Source organism: Acidithiobacillus ferrivorans (genome assembly GCF_016250455.1).
Taxonomy (GTDB): domain Bacteria; phylum Pseudomonadota; class Gammaproteobacteria; order Acidithiobacillales; family Acidithiobacillaceae; genus Acidithiobacillus; species Acidithiobacillus ferrivorans.
Genome location: NZ_CP059488.1, coordinates 277,508 through 298,961 on the forward strand (window position 1 = coordinate 277,508; position 21,454 = coordinate 298,961).

Consider the following 21,454-nt stretch of genomic DNA (forward strand, 5'->3'; position numbering starts at 1 on the left):
CTGGCCCTCCTGTGTGAAGAATTCAGGGGCCTTTGTACCGGCAGAAAACGGAGATGTCAACCATGGGTTTTTGCTATTGGGGTTTAGGGAGCAACGGAACGTAAAACCGGGTTAACCCCTTGTCCAAAGCTGTTGTCTGATTTCTTTCGGTCACGGCTTGTCCGTGCAAGCCGAACCGCTGCACGGTTTAACGGGATGAAACGGGCGCACGTAGCGCTTGCAAGGATTGCCGCAGGACATTAAGCGCGGAGCTGAGAAACACGCCGGAGATAAGGGCACCGACGATGATGTCCGGCCAGCGCGAGGCAAGCAGGTAAATGCTGCTGGCGGCTAGTAAGACACCGACATTGGCGATCAAGTCATTTCGAGAGCACAGCCAACTGGAACTCATGTTTAGGTTGTGGCCACGGGATCGGTACAGAAGAAAAAAACACGCAAGATTAGCGATGAGTGCCAGCATGCCGACGATTCCCATCGTTTCTATACCCGGCATGACGGGGTGAAACGCCTTGTAGGCCGCAGTCCCCAGCACACCAAGCCCAAAGGCGAGCATGAAGCCGCCCTTTACCAAGGCAGCAACTGTCTGCCAGCGCGCCGACCGTGCCGCCGCGAAGAGGCTGAACCCATACACCAAGGCATCGCCCAGCATGTCCAGCGCGTCCGCCAGCAGCGAAATTGAATGGGCGATTAGGCCCGCCGAGCCTTCCACGAAATACATGACAGCGTTGATGGCGAGCACGATCCACAGTACACGCCTGTGACTGTCGCGCATGGCGTCTATCTCGCAGCTTTTGTCTTCACAGCAATTAGCCATCTGTGGGATCCCTTGAGTTTGCTGTACCTAGCGGTAGCGTACGTTAAATATTCTGCTTCCTCGATGTTTCTGGTGGGAGCCGAAGCGGGCGAGGCGGTCTTGGGCTTCTTCGGGGGTGGGTCCTCGGGCTCCAGTCGGGTTCATGACCTTTTCCTCAATAGTTTTGATTCAGGCCATAGCCCCCCATACCGAAGAAATACCTGTTCAACGATCTGTACTGATTAGGTACAGGTGATGAGGATTTGAAGGGCCGAACATCGGCTTGCATTGGCGATATGATCAGCCGGTCGGCGATATCGCTTGAATACCAAGTACCGGAGTTTATGACAAGCCGATCCTCAAAGGTGTTGATGGCATATCCTGTCTCTTTCCTAATCCCATGAGGACATTGGTCTTCAGAGTATCTATAATTGTGGAAAAGAAATCTTCTCGAAGCCATATTCTTGGATCCTTGCATAAACCTTCCGGAAAATCTCAAACCCGATGATCCGGCGCCAGTGCGCACGGGTGGGCCGGATCGCCAGCCTCCACCTGCAAGGTGGGGTGGTCGATGCGAAAGCGCCTCTGCAATTCATTGCCGATCCGGTTCAGGAGCGCGTCTCCGGGGTAGCCGTTGGGCATGACCAGATGCACGGTCAGCGCCGTTTCGGTGGTGCTCATGGCCCAAATGTGCAGGTCATGTACCGCCGCCACATCCGGCAGGGCGGCGAGATAGGCGCGTACCGCCTGGGTTTCGATTCCTTCGGGCACGCCGTGCAGGGTCAGGTTGAGGGAGTCCCTCAGCAAGCCCCAGGTGGCGATCACGATCACCGCGCTGATGAGCAGGCTGACCGTGGGATCCAGCCAAAACCAGCCAGTAAACAGCATCCCGATCCCCGCCAGGACCACCCCGAGCGATACAGCGGCATCGCCCGCCATGTGCAGAAATGCCGCCCGGATATTCAGATCGCCCTTGCGCCCCGCCATGAACAGCAGGGCGGTCCCAGTATTGATCGCCACTCCGAAGGCTGCGACGCCAATGACTATGTCGCTTGCCACGGGCGTGGGATGCAGCAGGCGCTGAATCGCTTCCCAGGCGATCCCGCCAGTCACCACCAAAAGGAATACGGCATTGGCCAGAGCCACCAGAATAGACGAGCTGCGCAGCCCGTAGGTAAAGCGCGCCGAGGGCTGGCGGCGAGACAGTGCCGTGGCGCCCCAAGCCATGAGTAAGCCCAGGATGTCACTCATGTTATGTCCGGCATCCGCCAGCAAAGCCAGGGAATGTCCAATCATCCCAAACACGACCTCAGCCAGCACGAAGCTCAGGTTGAGCGCCACCCCGATGGCAAAAGCGCGGCCGTAGTTTGCCGGACCGTGGGCATGGCTATGCGCGTGGGTATGATGGTGACCAGCGGTATGGCCGGCATGGTCATGAGAATCGTGTGCCATACATCATCCTTCTCTGCAAAAATCCGAATGAATTGCCATTAAAAACCTTGTAGTCACTACATGGTCAAGGATTTATACTGCTCTTTTTGGGGGGATGATATGCGAATTGGCGAACTTAGGCAGGCCACGGGCGTGGATCCAGAGACCATCCGTTATTATGAACGGATAGGCCTCTTGCCCGCGCCAGTTCGGCGGGCGAACGGCTATCGAGCTTATGGCCCCGCGCATCTGGAACGGCTTGCCTTTATTCGCCACTGTCGGGCGCTGGACATGCCACTCGCGGACGTGCAGCGACTCTTGCATCTGCTGGATCATCCGCTGGACGATTGCCTGGACGTGGATCGGTTGATCAATACGCATCTGGCTCATGTACAGGGACGGCTCCAATCGCTACAAGCGCTGGCGAGGCAGCTTGAGCAACTGCGCGGATGCTGCCACGGGCGGCATACCACCGCCGAATGCGGTATCCTGCATGAGTTGGTGACCGCTGCCCAAGGGGAAGGGTGTGTGTGCCACGGCGGTTCGGCCCCGAACAGCCCGGAGGTCATAGAAATCTCCTAAGGCCTTCATTCATGCAGATGGTGCATATTGGGAGTGTGAGGGTGGTCGTGGGTTAAGGGTTGGTGACGATGCGGGTGCCAGTGGCGGACACCGGGCGCCATCGGGAACGGGTGCCCATGCCGTCACAAAACCTTGGTTTTCAAGCTGGCTTTTGGAGTTATCGCTATTGGGGTTTGGGGGAGCCCGGAACGTAAAGCCCGGTTAACCCCTTGTCCAAAGCTGTTGTCTGATTTCTTTCGGTCACGGCTTGTCCGAGCAAGCCGAACCGCTGCACGCCTTAACGGGATGAAACGGGCGCACGTAGCGCTTGCAAGGATTGCCGCAGGACATTAAGCGCGGAGCTGAGAAACACGCCGGAGATAAGGGCACCGACGATGATGTCCGGCCAGCGCGAGGCAAGCACAAGCAGGTAAATGCTGCTGGCGGCTAGTAAGACACCGACATTGGCGATCTCGCAGCTTTTGTCTTCACAGCAATTAGCCATTTGTGGTATCCCTTGAGTTTGCTGTACCTGGCGGTAGCGTAACCTCTGTACCGGCTGTTCGACGAATATATACCCGAATACCTCACCAAAATAACTCTAAAATCCGTTATGGTGATTTTGCCTTACGCCAACAAGCGGCAGCGCACTGCTGGCTGTATCCCGCGCAGCCTTTACCCGATGACGGTGGGCTTGCGGTTCTGCAGTAGCACCGCAAACAGTCCGTGCCCGTCCAAGTGTGTTTCCACCCCCAAAGACCATGAGAAGCAAACCCCCAAGTGGTCAGCCGTTGGGTAACCATCTTCACAACGAAAAACCCATCCTATCAGGTGAATCTCATGATTTCAGCGAAAGGGAACTGCTGTTTTTAGAATTAAGCATGCATTCTTTCCTGAACTTTCGACGGCCAAAATGACGGGAGTTTTACCTTTCAGCGCCACGACCAATTTCCCGCCCGACCGTCCCTCGCCCACAAAGGCATCGTCCCGTTACACCAAGCCATCCGGCTGATAGATGCTAGCGTTCCTGCTCGTCACGAAGGTCTAATGGCGCTGGTGGCCACATCAATAAGTGTTTATTGCCTGTATTCGTTTGCCAATCTCGGCAACCTTTTGGGCGTCCTTAACGACTTCCTTCCAGTGACCATCCTTGATCTGTACAATCATGGTGTACGTTAAATATTCTGCTTTATCTGTCAGTATTTTTGTCTCATACCTCGGATTGGTTGGCGCATGATCTTCGCGTGCATAGGCAGATAATGGTGCGGTCATAAGAATCGTCATCATAAAACCCCGCAGGGCAGCATGGCGAAGTCTGATTGTCATGATCCGTATTTCTTTGTATGTCTCCTGGTGGGATGTTTCTAATGTCATGGCGAATCCTCCTGTATTGATTCAGATGAATTTAGTAGCGATCCAGTGGATGATATAACTCGATAATATCCCCGTGGTATTCCCCGATGGGCCGGATTACAGTTACTTCGTGTTTTCATTGTCTGACCAGCGTGATCCTAGTGATGACGTACCCCCCGGCGGTATCCTTTGCGAAGACGAAATTCACCATCTCTCCAGTCTTGAGGCTGTTGAGCATGGCCGTGTTCTGGAGCAGGAAATTCATTGACATACTGGGCCAACCAAGGGCCTTGACGGGGCCCATGGCGACATTGACCGAGTTCGCATCAGGACTGATGCTGTTGATTTTGCCCTGCCCCATGAAGGTTTGGGCCTTGGTCGCTTGGCCCGACACGGTGCGCATATTGTCCATACCCGGCATGTTGCCTGTGGCCGCATATGCCGGAAGCGTGGCCGCCGCCGAACACGCCAGGATGAGGGTGAGATAAAAACGTTTCATGTTCGTCTCCTTGCTGTTGTTGAACTGTTCGTTTGTCAAAGTTTAAACACTTGGTTATGGCAATAATTTCCGGTGTCCCTCCTTTCCGCCCACGGCGAAATTGCGCGTCCGTACCACTCGCCTATCCATCACTCATGCCTGGTTTTTGTGACATCTCCGTTATTTGAAGTAATATCGTCCAGCTCTTCCGTCCCGCCGCTCGGGTCCGCCTGGACACTGAGCGCAGCGTCCCAATCGGCATGAAGGGCTTGGTGTTCCGACTCGGTGAATCCCTTGTGGCCGTGGATCATGGCCGATATCAAACCGTGGCGGCCCGCGATCTCGTGCGCCATCACGAGCGCCACATGGACAATGACGAAGGCAAGCAGCAGAAAGAAACCCCATTCATGCATCACCATCAACGGGGAGTTCATCGCTTCACTATCCGGCATAAGTGAGAGGCTGATTCCCAAGGCGATCTGCGCCACGGCAATCAGGAAAAAGGCGAGATAGGCGGGGCCAGCGAAAGCGTTATGTCCCCAATAGGGGGAAATCGGACGGCGGAAGCCGCTCAGATAGCAGGCGAGGGTTTCCCGCCAGATCCGGCGCTGGGCTGACGTCAGGGGCAGGAGGTCGCGCCAGCGCGCCGTCGGCGGGCCGACAAAGAGCCAGAGGATGCGCAGCGCCAGCCCGGCGGCGAAAGCATAGCCGCCGACATAATGGATGATGTCGATCTTCCCCATCAGGGTGTCAGACATGTCGTTACCCAAGGCCAGGAGGGTAGCGCCTGAGGTGAATTGCGCCATCATGGCAAGCGCCATCCACCAATGCAGTGCCCGCAGCAGCGGGTCCCAGACAGGGTGCAGGATATAACGGTTATCCGTTGTCGATTTCATACTTCCTCCAGGATCTGCGTATCATTGACCAGGCCACAAATATCCGTGGAACAGCCCTCACCATCGCGCAGGGCCGACTCCGCCGCTTTGCATCCAGATGGTCCCGGGACCCTGTGCGCGGCATATGCCCCAGTTCGCTCCTGCGGCCATATCCGTAGAAAGCGATCCCAGTCCGATGGGTTCCCATTGGATTGAGGGATCACGAGCGATCCATGCCCCCGGATCCAGGTCCAAAGACTCCCCTTTTGCCAGTGTGAGTTCCCAGATATCACCGTGACCGTGCAACCAAACCAACCCCTCCGCGTCGCCCGCCACGGAAAAGCGATCAACGCTTGGCGCGGTGTCCCCGGTAACCCAAGGTCCGTCGCTTCCGCCGGAGAAGCTCTCAATGTGGACCGCGCCGCTCGCCGCCAGAAAGTGCGGGGCGGGTGCCAACAAGGTATTTCCGTCATGCAGCTTCACCCCGAATATCTTGCCGACGCAATCCCGGCTGAGACTCAGTGACCCGGGTCCGGATGCCATCATCAGCCACGACGGACGGCCCCAGAAACTTCGAGCGCTGTTCGGCGACGTGGCCGAAATAGCGGTTTTCGAGTCTTTCCACAATAAGGTGTGATGCTCGAAGAGCACAAAACTCAAAGGGTCCAAGTCCAACGTCAATATCGGGGTTAATTCCCCCTCCAGACGGAAGCGGATCCCACCATGCCCCCCACCTTCCACCTTCGCCGATGTCAATAATTTCGGTTCCATCATCGATCCTCCACGCCTACGCTTCGTTAGTGTTGCCACGAACTTCTCCTTCTGCATTTCGCGCGCCATCATCACCGCAGGCCCAATCGCCGCTTTTGCCACAGGGCGTAGAGGGCGGGGATCACCAGCAGCGCCAGTAACGCGGCGCTGAACATGCCGCCCACCATGGGGGCGGCAATGCGCTTCATCACATCGGCACCGGCGCCGTGGCTGAACATGATGGGTAAGAGGCCACCCACCACCAGGGTCAAGGTCATGGCCAGGGGCCGCAGGCGCAGCATGGTCCCCTCGATGACGGCGAGCCGAAGGTCGTGCCAGGTCTGCAAAGCGCCACGAGCTTGCCGCCGGATGAGGGCCTGATCCAGGTAGAGGAGCATCACTACCCCGAATTCTGCCGCCACTCCCGCCAGGGCGATGAAGCCCACGGCCACCGCCACCGAGAGTTTGTAGCCGAGCCAGTAGGTGAGCCAGAAGCCTCCCACCAGGGACAGGGGCAGGGTGAGCAGGATGATGGCTACCTCCACCCAGTTTTTAAAGTTGAAGTAGAGGAGCAGGGCGATCAGCAGAATGACGGCAGGAATGACCAGCTCCAGGCGCTTGGCGGCCTGCTCCATGACCTGATACTGGCCTACCCAGGAGACGGTATAACCTCCTGGGAGATTGACGGCTTTCGCAATGGCCGCTTTGGCGCGGGGTACATAGGCACCGATGTTGGTGCCAGGCTTCGGGTCGATATAGATCCAACTGTTCAGGCGACTGTTGTCGCTGGTAAGCATGGCAGGCCCGCCCTCGATCCGGAGATCGGCTACCTGGGCCAGAGGGATCTGGGCGCCATCGGGAGCTGCGATGCGGCTTTCCATCAGGGTGGACAGGGACTGGCGCAGTTCCCGGGGGTAACGGAGATCCACTGGGAAGCGTTCCAGTCCTTGTACCGCGGTGGTCAGGACCTCGCCACCGATGGCCGTCTCCACGAGACGGTTCACATCCGCCACCGATAGGCCATAGCGGGCGGCCTTGGCGCGGTCGGAGTGCACGACGATGTAGCGGCCGCCAGTGACCTGTGCCGCATAGGCGCTCTGGGTGCCGGGTACCTTGCGCAGGACGGTCTGGAGTTCCTGCCCCAGGCGGTTCAGGGTATCGAGATCCGTTCCGCCGATTTTAATGCCTAGTGGTGTCTGTAGACCGGTAGTCAGCATGTCCACCCGTCCCTTGAGCGGCTGTGTCCAGATATTCGACAGGCCGGGAATACTCATGGCTTTGTTCATCTTGCTTTGCAGCTTCTGCATCGTCATCCCGGCTGGCCACTGGTCGGGATTCTTTAAATTCACCACCGTATCGAACATGGACAGGGGCGATTGGTCCGTCGCCGTCTGGGCCCGTCCCGCCTCGCCGAAGATCGTTTTCACTTCGGGGAAGGTCTTGAGGATGCGGTCCGTCTGCTGCAGGAGCGTGGCGGCCTCGCCGATGGAAACCGCCGGGTCCTGAGTGACCGGCATATAGAGCAGCGTCCCCTCGTTCAGCGGCGGCATAAATTCCGACCCCAGGCGGTTCCAGGGGTAGTAGAGGGTGGCCGTGAGCAGCAGGGCAAGGATCAAAATAATCCAGGGCGCACGCAGGACACCGTGGATGACCGGACGGTAGAGGAAAGCCAGGACCCGATTCAGGGGGTTTTTGTTTTCAGGGCGGATGCGACCGCGGATGAACCATGCCATGAGAATGGGCACCACGGTTATGGAAAGGATGGCGGCGGCGGCCACGGAAAAGGTCTTGGTAAAGGCGAGGGGCGCGAAGAGCTTGCCCTCCTCGCCGCCCAGGGCGAAGACCGGCAGGAAGGAAACGGCGATGATGATCAGCGAGAAGAACAGGGCCGGACCGACCTCCTCCGCCGCCGCCATCGCCGCCGCCCAGGGATCGACACCGGGGGTTTGCTCCAGGTGCTTGTGCATGTTTTCGATCATGACCACGGGGGCATCCATCATCACGCCGATGGCGATGGCGATGCCGCCCAGGGACATGATGTTGGCGGGGACACCCATGCCCCACATGATAAGGATGGCGGCCAGTATTCCCAGCGGCAGGGCGACGAGGGCCACCAGCGCCGAACGCGCGCGCAGCAGAAAGAGCAGGGAAATGAGCGCCACCGCCAGGGATTCTTCCAGCAGCTTGCCGGTCAGGGTATGAATGCTGCGCTGGATGAGCGGGGCCTGGCTATAGGTCGTGACAACTTGCACGCCCTTGGGCAGGGAGGGCTGGATGTCCTTCAGCTTGCGCTCGATCTGGTGGATGAGGGCATAGGCGTTGCCGCCCTGGTTCATCATCACGATTCCGCCCACCACCTGACCCTGGCCATTGAGATCGGCGATGCCATTGGGCAGCTGCGGGCCCAACTGCACCCGGGCCACCTGCCGCAGCGTAATGGGCACGTCGTCGCGCACCCCCAGCGACGCATCCTCCAGGTCTTTCAGGGAACGAATGTAGCCCGAGGTGCGGACGATATAACTCGCTCCTCCCATGTCCACCACCGAACCGCTGGTCTCCCCGTTGGCGGCACGGATGGCGGTCTCCACCTCCGGCAGGGTCAGGTGGTAGGCGAGGAGCTTTTGTGGGTCCACCACCACCTGGTATTCTTGCACCATGCCCCCCACCGTGGCCACCTCCGCGACGCCGGAGATGGCCTGTAGTTCGTACTTGAGAAACCAGTTCTGCAAGGTGGTGAGCTGGGCGAGATTCAAGGTCCCGCCGGGGTCACTGAGGGCATACTCGAAGATCCAGTCCACCCCCGAACTGTTCGGGCCCAGGGCCGGTGTGATCCCCGGCGGCAGCTTGGACTGCACCTGGCTCAGGTATTGGAGTACCAGATTGCGGGCCTGATAGATGCTGGTGCCCCCTTTGAAGAGGACGTAGACATAGGAGTCCCCGAACATGGAGTAGCCGCGCACCGCCTGGGCACCGGGTACCTCCTGCAGGGTGGTCTCCAGGGGATAGGTGACCTGGTCCTGAATGATTTGCGGAGCCTGACCCGGGTAGGAGGTCTTGACGATGACCTGGGTGGGCGAGATGTCGGGGAGCGCTTCCAGGGGGATGTTGATCACCGCCAGCGTACCGCCGACGATCAACACCAGGACGGCGATCACGACCAGCAAGCGGTTTTCCATACACCAACGCATGATCGCTCTAATCATGGGATTTGCCCCCCTGACCCCTGTTCACCCCGGCCATGGCGCTCGGACCGGATGAGGCCGGTGGCGTTGGCGGGGCACCAGCATTCCCGGCGGGAGCGGCCAGTGCAGAGGATTTCCGGCCCTGAGTCATGTTCTGCGGCTGGGAAACCCCTACGCCCGGCGCGGCACTCGTGGTGGACGCCGTGTTGCCCCCTAACATACGGGCCTTGACCGACTGGAACTGAGACTCGGAATAAAGCAGGAACTGGGCACTTTCCACTACCCGGTCCCCCGTCTTGAGTCCCTTGTCGATGGCTACCCAGCCGTCGGCCTCCGGCCCCAGAGCAACCTGGACCGGCAGAAAATGTCCATTATCCTCACCCAGCATCACATAATCCCCCTGAGTGGTACGCAGTACGGCGCTGCTGGGCACCGCCAGAGTCTCCTCGGGGCTGGCCAGAACCGTGGCGTCGGCATAGATGCCGGGGCGCAGGTTTCCCCCGGGATTGGGAAAGCTCAGCCGGGCCGTCACCGTCCGGCTTTTGGGGTCGAGGGTCGGATAGAGGAAGTTCAAACGTCCTTCCCAGGTCTTGCCGGGATAGGCCGGCAGATGCAGACGCACGGGGTTGCCGATCCGTACCCAGGACAACTGATGGGAGTAGAGCGCCACATTGACCCAAACCCGGTCGAGGTTGGCTATTTCATAGAGATTCGTCTGCGGCGAGACGTAACCACCCTGGCGCACGTTGAGGGTTTCGACCACCCCGGACGCGGGCGCCATGAGCGGCACGTCCCGCTCCGCCGTGCCGCGCCGGGCGAGCGCCGCGATCTGGCCTTCCGGCATGCCCAGCAGCCGTAATTTCGCCCTGGCTGCCGCCAGCAGTGCCGGGCCTTCCATCGCTCCACCCTGGCGGCGGGCAATGAGATATTCCTGCTGGGCACTATACAGCTCGGGAGAATATATCTCGGCGAGCACCTGGCCGCGCTGCACGGGGTCACCCACGGCGCGGACGTTCAAGCGGGTCACCCAGCCGGAGAAACGTGGTGTGACGGAATAGACCCGGTTCTCGTCCACCGCCACGGTGCCCACGGTATGGATGGCATGCCCCATCTGACGGTGCTGCACCGCCACAAGGCGCACCCCCAGGTTTTGCGCCAGGCGCGGATCGATGCTGAGACCGGACTCTTTTTTTGCGTTCGGGCTGGAGGCATAGACCGGGATATAGGCCATCCCCATACTGTCCTTCATCGGGTGATTCGAATGGATCTTGGGGTTCATGGGTGCGGCCCAGTAGAGGATGTGGCGTCCCTTGGATGTGCTTTCCTGAGGCTGGGTTGTGGCGGCGTTGGCGCTCGGTGCCGCGGCGGGGGCCCGCAGCCACCACACCACTCCAGCCCCGAGGGCTACGCCAAGGACGAGCAGACCCATGCCGATGATCCAGTTGCGTGACTTCATGGTTGCATCTCTCCTTGAGTGGTGAGGAAATCCAGTTCTGCGGCGCTGATGGCCAGGTCGCGGCGGTATTGCAGGCGGGCCAGGGCGTAGTCCAGCATTTCCTTCTGGGTGCGCAACACCGCATTCAGTCCGGCGCGCCCTGCCGAGTAGGCGGCGAGCGTTGCGGAAAAGGCGTTCCGTGCGGTGGGCAGCAGGCGTTGATCGGTCCGATCCAACTGGGTCTTGAGGGCTATGTAACGGGCAAAGGCGGCGCGCACCTGCCGGGTCAGGGCCAGGTGTTGATCGTCGTAGCGGTATTGCGCCTGCTGGGCCTTGGCCTGGGCGGCGGCAACGTCCTGGTCCTGGCGATCTCCCGGGAAAATCGGCAGGCTCAGGTTAACCCCCGCTGACAGCCAGTTGGGGCTGCCGGGGTGGAAATCCTGGCCATAACCGACGCTGACGGTGACGTCCGGCCAATAGCCGGTTTTGGCTACCTGCACGCCCATTTGCGCGGCCCGGGTTTGCGCCTGGGCGGCGCGCAGGAGGGGCTGGCCGGAAAGTCGGGCTTCCATTTCGGCAAGAGTGGGTGGTGGCGGCAGATTCGGCCATTGCTTTTCTATGGACGGCGGTTCCGGCAGGTTCAGAATCTGGGCGATTTGCGCCAGATCGCTTGCCTGCTCTGCCTGCAATCTGGTGATGTCATTGGCCAAACTGTCGCGCGCCAGTTGGGCACGGAGTACCTCGGCCTGCGACCCTTGAGCGGACCGGTAGAGCGCCAGTGCCGCTTGCACACTTTCGGCCTCCAACTGTTCCTGATGCCGGACCGTGGCCATGGCATTTTCGGTATACAGGGCTTGCAGCCAGGCGCGGCGCAGCAATAGCACCAACTCGGCAGCCTGGCCGCGCAGGGTGAAGTTCGCCATCTGCGCTTCCATTCCCGCCTGTTGTCCTTCCAGCCCTAATTTGCCAAAGGAGGGAAAAGTCTGACTCAGGCCCACGCTCAGCATGCTCATCTGCTGCCGGTTCATGGAGAAGCTGTTGATGGGCAGGTTCACGGCACCGAGACCAAGATGCGGATCGGGCAGTTGGGCTACCGCCACGGCTTTATGCCGTAATTCCGCGATCTTCTGGGTTAGGGCGCCGAGACCGGGGTTTTGCCGCAGGGCAATAGCCTCAGCACCCTGCAGGCTCAATGGGGCGGCACTGGCATAAGGGCTGAACACCATCATCAGCATGGCGGGAAGGGAGAGTGGCCCCGCGCCCCTGCAAATAGCCGCAACCCACTTTAGAAAATATTTATTTCCAGAACTTCTTTGCACATCGCTCATATAGCCTCCACATACGGCCCGAGTTAGGGCCTAAGACGCGAATTTCCTGTCCGGCGCGACTATGTGCGCGGGACTGCGGATTCAGGCGGGAGGCTAAATGAGAAAACGAACTGCGGAGAGTGGGGGAAGACCAGTGTGGGCCGCAACGCGGAGAAAGTGTGGAACGGGCTTAGGAGAAGAGAGAGTAATCCAGGATGCAACGGAAACGGCGAGAGCCGACATGGCGGGGGTGATGTTGTGGGCACTCTCCGCTACCGGCGCCATCATATCGTGGTGGCAGCAAGCAGTCAGGCAGGAGCCTTGCTGCTGAGCCGGGGCACCAAGGGCCTGTTCGCAACGCGGCATTTGTGTGCCGTGTGCGGCCACCCCTGTCATCGACAGGGCGCACAGCGCCGGAGCCGCGTCTACGGGTGCCACTATCCAAGGCAGCAGTAGAAGCAGGGCCATAAAGGCTATCCGGCGAACGAACGGGCGAAAAACGCGCACAGTACCCCAATCTCGAGACGTTAGTTTAGTCATTAAAACTCAACGGCCATCAAATGTCAATGCTGCCGCGACTGAGTGCCGCGCTTCCCGCCCTTACTGACGTGCCCCTTATCTACGGCTTTTTCTACCGCCCCAACCGTCGGTGTTTGCAAGTCTTTCCCGACGGCGAGATTCCCCATCTCTGGCGGCTGGTCCTCGAAATGGCCGGCCAGCACCTTGAAGTCCTGGACGTGAAAAACCTCTGTCCCCCACTACGCCCAAATCCTCACCCACTGGGTCCGGCGCTTGGAGGAACACAAGGAAGAGGCTGTTGCCATGATCGGCGAGAAACGCTATCGCATCTGGGCAATCTATGTGTGGCGCCGTTACCAACGTGTGGAGCAAAGTTACTGCGAGGCAGGGGTGAGCTGAGGAGATATCTAACGGTCAACCCAGGGAAGGCCATTGGCAGCAAAGGTACGGGTGGCCGAAGATCTTGCCGCAGACCATATCCTCAGTCGCCAGGACGCCGATGGCTGGCCCCATCCATTGGATGGCCTGAAAGAAGATGGAATAAGTGGACACTGCCTACTACACTGAAGCCTTAAGTGAGCTGGTTATCGGCGAGAGTTAGTTCTGCGTCCATGGTGTAGCGAGCACGATGAGGAACAGAAAATGTGGCCTTATATGATGGGTGGTTTTTTCAATGGTTACGGTTGGGTCGGGTCGGCATTCATGATCCTGTTTTGGGGTTTGCTTTGCCTCTTGCTGATTTTTGGCATTGTTGCCGGGATCGTGTCGCTGGTGCGGGCCTTCCCAGGTCACGGGAGTCGGGGTGGCGAGAAAACCACCGCGCTGGATGTACTCCACGAGCGCTATGCTCGTGGGGAAATTGGAAGGGATGAGTACCTGGAAAGGCGCCGCGACCTGGAACGATAGCGCTTCCCCATCCGCCGAAGCTGGTCCGGATGCGCTACCAACAGATGGGGCAGCGGTGGAAAGCTTATCTCGTTGGTTAAGGATCCAGTCTGCGGCATGGATGTGGATCCCCAGATGCCGAGGCGTAGCCGTATATAGGGTGTGACATTCTATTTTGCTCCGCCGCTCATCGGACGTTTGTCCCATTACCATACCTAGCCTACGGAATCAGGCTCAACGCGCACTAAGGTTGGCAATTGGCAATTGGCAATCGGCAACCGGCAACCGGCAACCGGCAACCGGCAACCGGCATTATAAGGCCCTGCGGCGGTAAAAGGAGAGGACTCTATGGACCATTCGGGACATCAGAAACAAGGGATGGGTACCGCTCATCTCAGTGCGCACGGCGGTCACAACCATGCCGCCATGATCGCCGATTTCAGGCAGCGGTTTTGGGTGTCACTGGCCCTGACGATCCCTATCCTTTTTTTGTCGCCGCTTATCCAGCGACTGTTGGGACTGGAGGCGGCACTCGCCTTCACAGGGTCGTCCTATGTGCTTTTCGCACTATCGAGCGGGGTTTATTTCTACGGCGGCTGGCCCTTCCTGAAGGGGCTGTTTGCCGAACTCGAAACCCGCAAGCCAGCCATGATGACGCTGATCGCCCTGGCCATCAGCGTGGCCTATTTTTACTCGAGTGCCGTCGTGTTCGGGGTTCAGGGCGAAGTGTTCTTCTGGGAACTCGCCACGCTGATCGATGTGATGCTGCTCGGCCACTGGATCGAGATGAAATCGGTCATGGGGGCATCCGGCGCACTGGAAAAACTGGTGCAAATGATGCCTTCCGAGGCTCATCTCGTGGCCCCGGACGGTATGAAAGACGTGCCGGTCGCCAATCTGCAGCGCGGTGACCGGGTGCTGGTGAAGCCCGGCGAAAAAATCCCTACAGATGGTCTGATCGTCGAGGGGCGAACCACCGTCAACCAGGCCATGCTCACCGGCGAAAGCCAGCCCGTGGAGAAGGGGGGCGGCGACGAAGTGATCGGCGGTTCGGTCAACGGAGAGTCGAGTATCACCGTCGAGGTCCACAAGACCGGCAGTGAAACCTATCTTTCACAGGTCATCGAGATGGTGCGCCGGGCACAGGAGTCCCGCTCCCGGACCCAGGACCTGGCCGACCGCGCGGCCCTGGTGCTGACCCTTACCGCGTTGAGTGTCGGGGGGCTTACCCTTGCCACTTGGCTGGTCCTTGGCCAGCACTTCGAGTTTGCCCTGGCCCGCATGGTCACAGTTATGGTGATTGCCTGTCCCCATGCTCTGGGCCTAGCGATTCCGCTGGTCGTCGCCGTGTCCACCGCCATGGCGGCGCAGCATGGGCTGCTTATCCGGGACCGGTCTGCTTTTGAGCGGGCGCGCCAACTACAGGCGGTGGTGTTCGACAAGACCGGGACCTTGACGGAGGGGCGGTTCGGCGTCACGGATGTGGTCGTGCTGGGCGGATATGCCGAAGATGAGGTCGTGCGGTTCGCCGCAGCCCTCGAAAGCCAGTCGGAGCACCCCATCGCCGCCGGCATCGTGGCAGATGCCAAAGAGAGGGGCATAAGCTTCGAGCCTCCCAAGGAATTCAAGGCCATCCCCGGCAAGGGCGCGCAAGCCATCGTGGAAGGACGCAACGTGAAAGTCGTAAGTCCCGGCTATCTCAAGGAGCACGGCCTCGATGTCAGCGATGGGCGGATCGGGGCCTTGGCATCCCAGGGCAAAACGGTGGTATACCTGCTCGTCGATGAGAAACCGGCAGGGGCGGTCGCGCTGGCCGATATCATTCGAGCAGAGTCGCGGGAAGCCCTCGCGCGGCTGAAGGGGATGGGCGTACAGGTGATGATGCTGACCGGGGACTCGGCAGCGGTGGCCCGCTGGGTGGCCCAGGAAATGGGGCTTGACGACTATTTCGCCGAAGTGCTCCCTGAGCAGAAGGCGGAGAAGATCAAGGAGGTAAAAACGCGGGGATTGCGCGTGGCCATGGTCGGTGACGGCGTCAACGACGCCCCCGCCCTGGTGGAGGCCGACGTCGGGATCGCCATCGGGGCGGGTACGGACATCGCCATCGAGTCAGCGGACATCGTGCTGGTCCGTTCCGATCCTCGGGATGTGGCGGCCATCCTCGAACTTTCCCGGGCGACCTATCGCAAGATGATTCAAAACCTGTGGTGGGGTGCCGGCTACAATATCGTAGCGATCCCGCTTGCGGCCGGGGTGGCCTACAGCATCGGCATAGTGTTGTCCCCAGCCGTGGGGGCGGCCCTGATGTCCGTTTCCACCGTGATCGTTTCCATCAACGCCAAGCTCCTTCAGAAGGTTCGGCTCACCGCCTAGTGTAGTGTTGCATTCTTGTGGGAACTTTCGTTCTTTGTCGCAACTCCATCGGCAGTCTGGCCACGCTGCTGTGGTTGCATGTGCTGGCCCCTCTCCGGCTGGAAGCGGCCAGACAGGCAGCGCGCATGCCGGAATCCTGATGTACAAGTAAAACAATGTTCTATACCTGGTAATAAAGTCGTATACTGGAAAATAAAGATATGTACTCGATATTAAAGTTGTAGACTGGCTGGCCAGCAAGTAATCAGCAGAGCGTTTATTGCAAGAAGCAATCTTTAAGAGAGCCATGCGCGGCTCTTAACGGATAAAAAAATACTACCTCGACAATAAAGATGTAATGGATGCCTCCCCTTACAGGACGGGCAGCGGGGAGCTCCAGGGGCAGGGAGTCCTCGCTTGAACCGAACGGCATCAAGGTGCCAAGGTGGAAGTTCATCCACAAATGGGTTAAGGAGGACTCAAGATGCAGAATACAATTTATGGGATGGATTTGGCAAAACGAGTGATGCAGCTGCACTGGGTGGATTGGGAGACGGGTGAGATCCATCGCAAGCAGGTACGGCGTGGCAAACTCCTTGAGTTCTTCGTGAACCGGGAGCCTGGCATTATCGCCATGGAGGCCTGTGGCAGTGCCCACTACTGGGCCAGGGAGCTGCGTAAGCTGGGCCACGAGGTGCGCTTAATCGCCGCGCAGTTTGTGCGCCCCTTCGTTAAGACCAACAAGACCGATGCGGCGGACGCGGCGGCGATCTGGGAAACTGTTCAGCGTCCAGATATGCGCTTTGTCACCGTCAAAAGCGAGGAGCAGCAGTCCGTTCTGGCCCTGCATCGCATGCGGGAGCAGCTGGTCAAGATCCGGACCATGCAGGTGAACGAGATCCGGGGGCTGCTCTATGAATTTGGCATAGATCTTCCCCAAGGTCGCGAGAAAGGCCTGAAGGAATTCCCTGAGGCGCTCGCAACACTGGAGGGCAGGCTATCGGACCTGGCGCTGGAGACCTTTCGGCGTCAGCGCAAGCGGCTGGAAGAATTCGACAAGGACATAGCCGATATCGAGAAGCGCCTGACCCTATGGAAAAAGAACCAGGAGGCGGTGGCTCGTTTGATGGCCATCCCCGGCGTGGGATTACTCACCGCAACGGCCATTGTAGCCACAGTAGGAGATATGAAGTCCTTTCGCTCTGGGCGGGAGTTTGCCTCGTTCTTGGGACTGGTTCCACGTCAGAGTGGTACCGGCGGCAAAGTTCGACTGTTGGGCATCAGTAAGCGTGGGGACACCTATCTCCGAACCCTACTGGCTCATGGGGCGAGAGCCGTGGTGAATTGCCAGACCAGGAATCGAAATCCCTGGATCGACGAATTACGCAGCCGACGGCCCCACAATGTTGTCGTCGTGGCACAAGCCAACAAAATGGCGCGAACGATCTGGGCCTTACTGGCTAAGAATCGCCAGTTTGACCCGAATTACAAGTCGACGGCGGTGGCTACCGCTTGATCACCGTTGAGTAGCTGGACACTCACACTATTCTAAAGTTTCAGAGTTGCGCAGGTAGACATGATTGATGGCATAACAGGTCAGACCGGGGAAGGGTGAACCTGGAGTAAACTTGTCCCAAAAAGGACGCAATAAAGATAAGGACCCTTCCAGCGGATTTCATCAGGGCCAGCAGGAAAAACTGCATAATAGGCCGGATATAAGGCAGCACTTTGACCTCAAAAAGCTAGACGTCTAGTCGACTTGCACAAAAGGAGGCATCCATATAAGTTTCACTCTGACGGAGCAAACGCAGCGGACGTATGGGTTGATTATTGTTGGCCGGTGTGGCATTCGGTGCTCTGGGTGCGGTCAACGCTTCCTGAGCGGATGTGACCATCGAACGTGGTCCCAGGGGTGTCAGGCAGAAATACCCGCCCACCTCCGGCTCCTTCACGAGCCCTTGCTCACGTGCTGAGAACTGCCGTACCTTTCCAAGTGGCCTGGGTGATCCGTAGCCCGATCGTCCGGACCAGACTGATAGCAGTCATTCGGTTGCCCATATGCCAGTTAGTACTCAGGAACCGATCACATAATGAGTGACGTGGCTCACTGAATTGCACTATGATTCCTTCATAAGGATATGAGGGCGGTGGAAACCACCATGACAACTGGCAACTGCGAGGAAAATAAGCCTTACCTTTTTGCTTCAAAATAACCCTCATTCGGCAGGCGGAGAATTCAGCAAAATTTGGCCGTTTGTCCAGACGGGGACGGCGGCCACCAGACAAATTGATGCAAATTGTCTGGTGTGACGTGACCACACAATTAAATCGCGCTACATTCCCATTACACAGGAATGCTTGGGTAATGGGTAGGTGGTTATCGTTAGGGTTTCTCGACACCAACTTCCGTGGCCTTAACCACCGCGATGGCTGAATCCCCGACCTTAAATTCTAAATGATCGAGGCTATGCGTGGTGATTATTGAAGCCACGGTACCCGCTGCCGTTTCTATCTCTATCTCGGAGACAACTTCCCCCCTGATGATATTGACGATTTTTCCTTTCAGGTGATTGCGTAGGCTGGTTTTCATGAGAGTTTCCTTAGTGGAAATTGGGATGATATTTGAGTGCGTGAGTAAAGTTTAGCACATCACATCATCGCTACGCGCGCCTCACACAGCGATACTGGATGAGGCGCGCGGCAGAAAATTCCAAGTCGCTCTTTCTTTGCTCAGAACTTATACGTCAGCATCACCCGGTTATACACGAAGGCGTTTTTCCCGCTGCCGGGATAGAGATTGACGCCTCCGTTGGCCACCTCGAACTGATCCCGTACCGCCAAGCCTTGCAAGAACCCTTTGGGGAAATAGGTCACGCTAACGTGAGTCCAGTTGCTGTTCCCGGTAAAATAGGTGTTGAACTGGGAAAAACCAGTCGCGAGATGGATCCGCCGATGCCAGAGCCAATAAGCCGCACGCAGACGCCAGCCATGACCAGGCCCTACGCCCACCAAACCTTGAATCATGGCATCCACGTACAAGGGGTCCGCCGTGTACCCGATGGTATAGGGAGAAACGATCGCCCCGCCACCCACGGCACCCGGATGCAGATTCGTCGCGTCATAGGCCCAGAAGACGCTGCCTTTGGGAAATTTCAGGCCCGCCTTCACGCCGTAAGCCGTGCTGTTGACCGTTTCACCGGGCTGGTTGAACAGTTGGGTACCGGTTTGGGCGAAGGCGTTATTGCTTTCCCATTCCCGCACGAACTGGGCGGCCACAAAGGGATTGAAACCGGTCCTGGTATGCAGCATGTATTGCCCAGCGCCGTAACACATCTTGGCGAAATGATAGAAGTCGTAGTACCAAGACTGCACTGTAGCGCCATCCAAGGCGTATTTCACGCCAAATGCCAGCGCGCCGTTCGCGGCTGGTATCGTGCTGGGAAGATTATTGGGACCCGCATAGAGCGCGTCCCCATTGTAGTTCGTCGGATAATAGAGGTTGTCCCGGTAAAAGTTGTTCGAGGTGCGACCTTTCCAGCGAAAAACTCGGAGTCCCACGAGGTTCAGATGCGCGATGGGGCTGACTTTGGCGTAGACCCCTTGGTAGGTGACGGGAATCACTCGGCCACCCACACGGTTGAGCCAGGGGGTGTTGATCAGTTGATCGCCCACACGCACCGTTAGCCAGGGTTGGCTGTACTGCAGATAGGCCTGCCCCAGGGTGTTAATGGAGGAACCAATACCCATCAAGGTTTTATCGATGCGCGCGGGATCGCTGCTCTGCGTGCCCAGGGAATTGGCCGTATAAAAACTCACGCCCACACGAAATCCCGTCAAAAACGGTGCTGTGATGACATTCAGGCGACCCGCGAGGGAGTAGGCGCTGGCGTTGGGCGTGTTCGGTGTGCCATAGAGGCGGCTAAAATAATAGGAACGGATTTGGCCATCGATGTGGCTTTTCTGAAAAAACTGGGTGAGGGTTTCTGCATGAGCAGGAATGCTGGTGGCTAGCAGGGTCGTGGCGGCCACGAACCCAAGGGGAAGTGCTCTCTTTCTCATGGTAGTTTTCCTTGATAACGATTTGTATCGAGATATTTCACGGAATATGACGCAAGGCATTAAAAGAGGTCCATTTAAGGACCTCATGATTCCCTTTTAGGAGAGATCGCCCCCTTTGGGTGGGTTGTAGCCCGTCTCCTTGAACATGACCTGCCCAGCCTTGCTGGTCATGAAGCGGATGAAGGCCTCACCCAATTTTGGATGCGGCGCGTCTTTGGGCACGGCGGCATAGAACACCAAAGGCTGGGTATGCAGGGTCTTGGTCTTGCCGTCCACCATCATGCTGAAATGCACGGTGTCGTACCAGGCCTTGGCCATGGCTGGATTACTCAGATTGATTTCGTCCGGGAGAATGATAAAGGGAAGATGGAGCGATTTCACTGCGCTCTCATATCCGGAGGAAGCGTCCATCTGTCCGCTCTTCAGGCGTGTTAGCAGCGAGGCTTCGGTGAATATCTGCTTTTGGTTCTCCACAGGGCCTAGAACACGCTGAACAAGCTCAGGCTGGTGGTAGTACTTCTGCGCCAGAAGGAAGGTAAAGATGATGTTCTGACCCTGGGGATCCGTCTGCGGGTCCGTGCGTCCGAACTGGATCCCCGGCTTCTCCAGCACCGTGTACCAAGGCATTTTATCAGCGGCTGCGGCTGCAAACTCTTTGGCATAGCGGCTCTTGGGGCTGTAGGCGATGACCATGGCGGTGCTGGCCACGGGGACCGCCTTGCTCACCATCCCGGCCTTTTCCAGCACCTTAATGGGTCCGGGCGTAATGGAGATGAATACGTCCGTGCGCAGCTTCTTTGCCGCAATGAGGTGGGCGAGGCCATAGGCACCCTGTCCTTCTCCTTGGTAGGTCACATGGTGTGTTTTGGCGAAGGCAGGACCCAAATGCTGTCCATAACCGCTCCCATGGAACCGGCATAGGCGACCTGGAGTGGGGGGGCGGCCACAGCGGTTCCCATGCCCGCCACCCACAGACTGGCGAGTAAGGCCATGACAGGCGGCTGTGCTTTCATGCATACCGACCGATTCCTGACCGCCCCTGACGTCGGCGTAATGGCTGGATTCTTGAGGTGGGGGTCCGACTCTATATTTTGTGACATATAACGATGTACCAAAGCAGACCAATTGTTTTGCATGTTGGACGTCTCCATTTTTAGAAAAAGTGAGCAACCATCGAGAGATTCGATATATATGACAGAATATCGCGATGTCGCAAAGCGTACCTGCATACCCAAAATCTGGCTATACCGCATCACAAAAGCAATTGTTATGCCAATTTTTTGTCACACAAACGAACGTTTTTGTGATGCTTCTATTTCTAGACACATTTTAGTCATTTATGACCCTGAATCTGTCAATCAACTCGTCTGTCTTTCCGTCCTTATCCGGTTGTCTCCCAAACCCACTACCCTCGCCAAGCATTTCTAGGCAAGGCCAGTCGGTCGTCGTAGTGTAGTTTTTAGGGGCTTTCACA

21 protein-coding genes are annotated in these 21,454 nt (G+C 58.1%); 6 read left to right on the forward strand and 15 right to left on the reverse strand.

Annotated elements, in window-relative coordinates; translation table 11 throughout:
• Positions 1 to 187: 187 nt before the first annotated feature.
• Together H2515_RS01370 and H2515_RS01375 are read right to left on the reverse strand one after the other, a co-directional pair.
• Entirely contained in the window at positions 188 to 814 is a 627-nt protein-coding gene (locus H2515_RS01370; RefSeq protein WP_198660747.1) for a cation diffusion facilitator family transporter, read from the reverse strand.
• 474 nt (positions 815 to 1,288) lie between these two features.
• The gene (locus H2515_RS01375; protein ID WP_064218663.1) at positions 1,289 to 2,245 is read right to left on the reverse strand and encodes a cation diffusion facilitator family transporter; all 957 of its coding nucleotides are present in this window, start codon (positions 2,243 to 2,245) and stop codon (positions 1,289 to 1,291) included.
• Between the two features lie 99 nt (positions 2,246 to 2,344).
• On the opposite strand from H2515_RS01375, the gene cadR reads away from it, so the two are divergent.
• On the forward strand, positions 2,345 to 2,806 hold the full coding sequence (gene cadR / locus H2515_RS01380; protein WP_064218664.1) for a Cd(II)/Pb(II)-responsive transcriptional regulator: 462 nt from the start codon (positions 2,345 to 2,347) through the stop codon (positions 2,804 to 2,806).
• 277 nt (positions 2,807 to 3,083) lie between these two features.
• Here cadR and H2515_RS01385 read toward each other — a convergent pair whose 3' ends face one another.
• From H2515_RS01385 to H2515_RS01430, 10 genes are all read right to left on the reverse strand, one after another.
• Positions 3,084 to 3,290 (reverse strand): cation efflux protein, encoded by a 207-nt coding sequence (locus tag H2515_RS01385; RefSeq protein WP_014003705.1) that lies wholly within the window; start codon positions 3,288 to 3,290, stop codon positions 3,084 to 3,086.
• Between the two features lie 560 nt (positions 3,291 to 3,850).
• Positions 3,851 to 4,159 carry a hypothetical protein gene (locus H2515_RS01390; protein WP_163057233.1) on the reverse strand — a complete coding sequence of 103 codons (309 nt, stop codon included), beginning with the start codon at positions 4,157 to 4,159 and terminating at the stop codon, positions 3,851 to 3,853.
• 115 nt (positions 4,160 to 4,274) lie between these two features.
• Positions 4,275 to 4,637, reverse strand: coding sequence for a copper-binding protein (locus H2515_RS01395; RefSeq protein ID WP_041638090.1), 363 nt, complete (start codon positions 4,635 to 4,637; stop codon positions 4,275 to 4,277).
• 128 nt (positions 4,638 to 4,765) lie between these two features.
• The gene (locus tag H2515_RS01400; protein ID WP_198660748.1) at positions 4,766 to 5,512 is read right to left on the reverse strand and encodes a cytochrome b/b6 domain-containing protein; all 747 of its coding nucleotides are present in this window, start codon (positions 5,510 to 5,512) and stop codon (positions 4,766 to 4,768) included.
• A gap of 57 nt (positions 5,513 to 5,569) precedes the next feature.
• Entirely contained in the window at positions 5,570 to 6,265 is a 696-nt protein-coding gene (locus H2515_RS01405; protein WP_198660749.1) for an AIM24 family protein, read from the reverse strand.
• 68 nt (positions 6,266 to 6,333) lie between these two features.
• Positions 6,334 to 9,444 carry an efflux RND transporter permease subunit gene (locus tag H2515_RS01410; RefSeq protein WP_198660750.1) on the reverse strand — a complete coding sequence of 1,037 codons (3,111 nt, stop codon included), beginning with the start codon at positions 9,442 to 9,444 and terminating at the stop codon, positions 6,334 to 6,336.
• Positions 9,437 to 10,879, reverse strand: coding sequence for an efflux RND transporter periplasmic adaptor subunit (locus H2515_RS01415; RefSeq protein WP_198660751.1), 1,443 nt, complete (start codon positions 10,877 to 10,879; stop codon positions 9,437 to 9,439). Before H2515_RS01415 ends, H2515_RS01410 begins: the two co-directional genes overlap by 8 nt.
• Positions 10,876 to 12,186, reverse strand: a complete 1,311-nt coding sequence (locus H2515_RS01420) for a TolC family protein (protein WP_198660752.1) — start codon at positions 12,184 to 12,186, stop codon at positions 10,876 to 10,878. The genes H2515_RS01415 and H2515_RS01420 overlap by 4 nt, the downstream gene beginning before the upstream one ends.
• Before the next feature lie 93 nt (positions 12,187 to 12,279).
• On the reverse strand, positions 12,280 to 12,633 hold the full coding sequence (locus H2515_RS01425; RefSeq protein ID WP_198660753.1) for a hypothetical protein: 354 nt from the start codon (positions 12,631 to 12,633) through the stop codon (positions 12,280 to 12,282).
• A gap of 95 nt (positions 12,634 to 12,728) precedes the next feature.
• Positions 12,729 to 12,887 (reverse strand): hypothetical protein, encoded by a 159-nt coding sequence (locus H2515_RS01430; RefSeq protein ID WP_198661509.1) that lies wholly within the window; start codon positions 12,885 to 12,887, stop codon positions 12,729 to 12,731.
• A 70-nt stretch (positions 12,888 to 12,957) separates the two neighbouring features.
• Here H2515_RS01430 and H2515_RS15945 point away from each other — a divergent pair, with 70 nt between their 5' ends.
• From H2515_RS15945 to H2515_RS01450, 5 genes are all read left to right on the forward strand, one after another.
• On the forward strand, positions 12,958 to 13,083 hold the full coding sequence (locus H2515_RS15945; RefSeq protein ID WP_232821495.1) for a hypothetical protein: 126 nt from the start codon (positions 12,958 to 12,960) through the stop codon (positions 13,081 to 13,083).
• A 33-nt stretch (positions 13,084 to 13,116) separates the two neighbouring features.
• Complete coding sequence (locus H2515_RS16280) at positions 13,117 to 13,251, forward strand: hypothetical protein (protein WP_269802057.1); 135 nt, start codon at positions 13,117 to 13,119, stop codon at positions 13,249 to 13,251.
• A 75-nt stretch (positions 13,252 to 13,326) separates the two neighbouring features.
• A complete protein-coding gene (locus H2515_RS01440) occupies positions 13,327 to 13,590 on the forward strand; it encodes an SHOCT domain-containing protein (RefSeq protein ID WP_198660754.1) in 264 nt (87 codons plus the stop codon).
• A gap of 327 nt (positions 13,591 to 13,917) precedes the next feature.
• Positions 13,918 to 15,942: a copper-translocating P-type ATPase gene (locus H2515_RS01445; RefSeq protein ID WP_198660755.1), complete on the forward strand. Its 2,025-nt coding sequence runs from the start codon at positions 13,918 to 13,920 to the stop codon at positions 15,940 to 15,942.
• A gap of 463 nt (positions 15,943 to 16,405) precedes the next feature.
• The gene (locus H2515_RS01450) at positions 16,406 to 17,437 is read left to right on the forward strand and encodes an IS110 family RNA-guided transposase (RefSeq protein WP_064218521.1); all 1,032 of its coding nucleotides are present in this window, start codon (positions 16,406 to 16,408) and stop codon (positions 17,435 to 17,437) included.
• A gap of 867 nt (positions 17,438 to 18,304) precedes the next feature.
• On the opposite strand, the gene H2515_RS01455 is transcribed toward H2515_RS01450, so the two are convergent.
• The 3 genes from H2515_RS01455 to H2515_RS01465 form a co-directional block, all read right to left on the reverse strand.
• On the reverse strand, positions 18,305 to 18,511 hold the full coding sequence (locus H2515_RS01455; protein ID WP_198660756.1) for a TOBE domain-containing protein: 207 nt from the start codon (positions 18,509 to 18,511) through the stop codon (positions 18,305 to 18,307).
• A 140-nt stretch (positions 18,512 to 18,651) separates the two neighbouring features.
• Positions 18,652 to 19,980, reverse strand: a complete 1,329-nt coding sequence (locus H2515_RS01460) for an OprD family porin (RefSeq protein ID WP_198660757.1) — start codon at positions 19,978 to 19,980, stop codon at positions 18,652 to 18,654.
• Positions 19,981 to 20,076: 96 nt separating this feature from the next.
• Positions 20,077 to 20,997, reverse strand: a complete 921-nt coding sequence (locus H2515_RS01465; protein WP_232821496.1) for an extracellular solute-binding protein — start codon at positions 20,995 to 20,997, stop codon at positions 20,077 to 20,079.
• Positions 20,998 to 21,454: the final 457 nt, after the last annotated feature.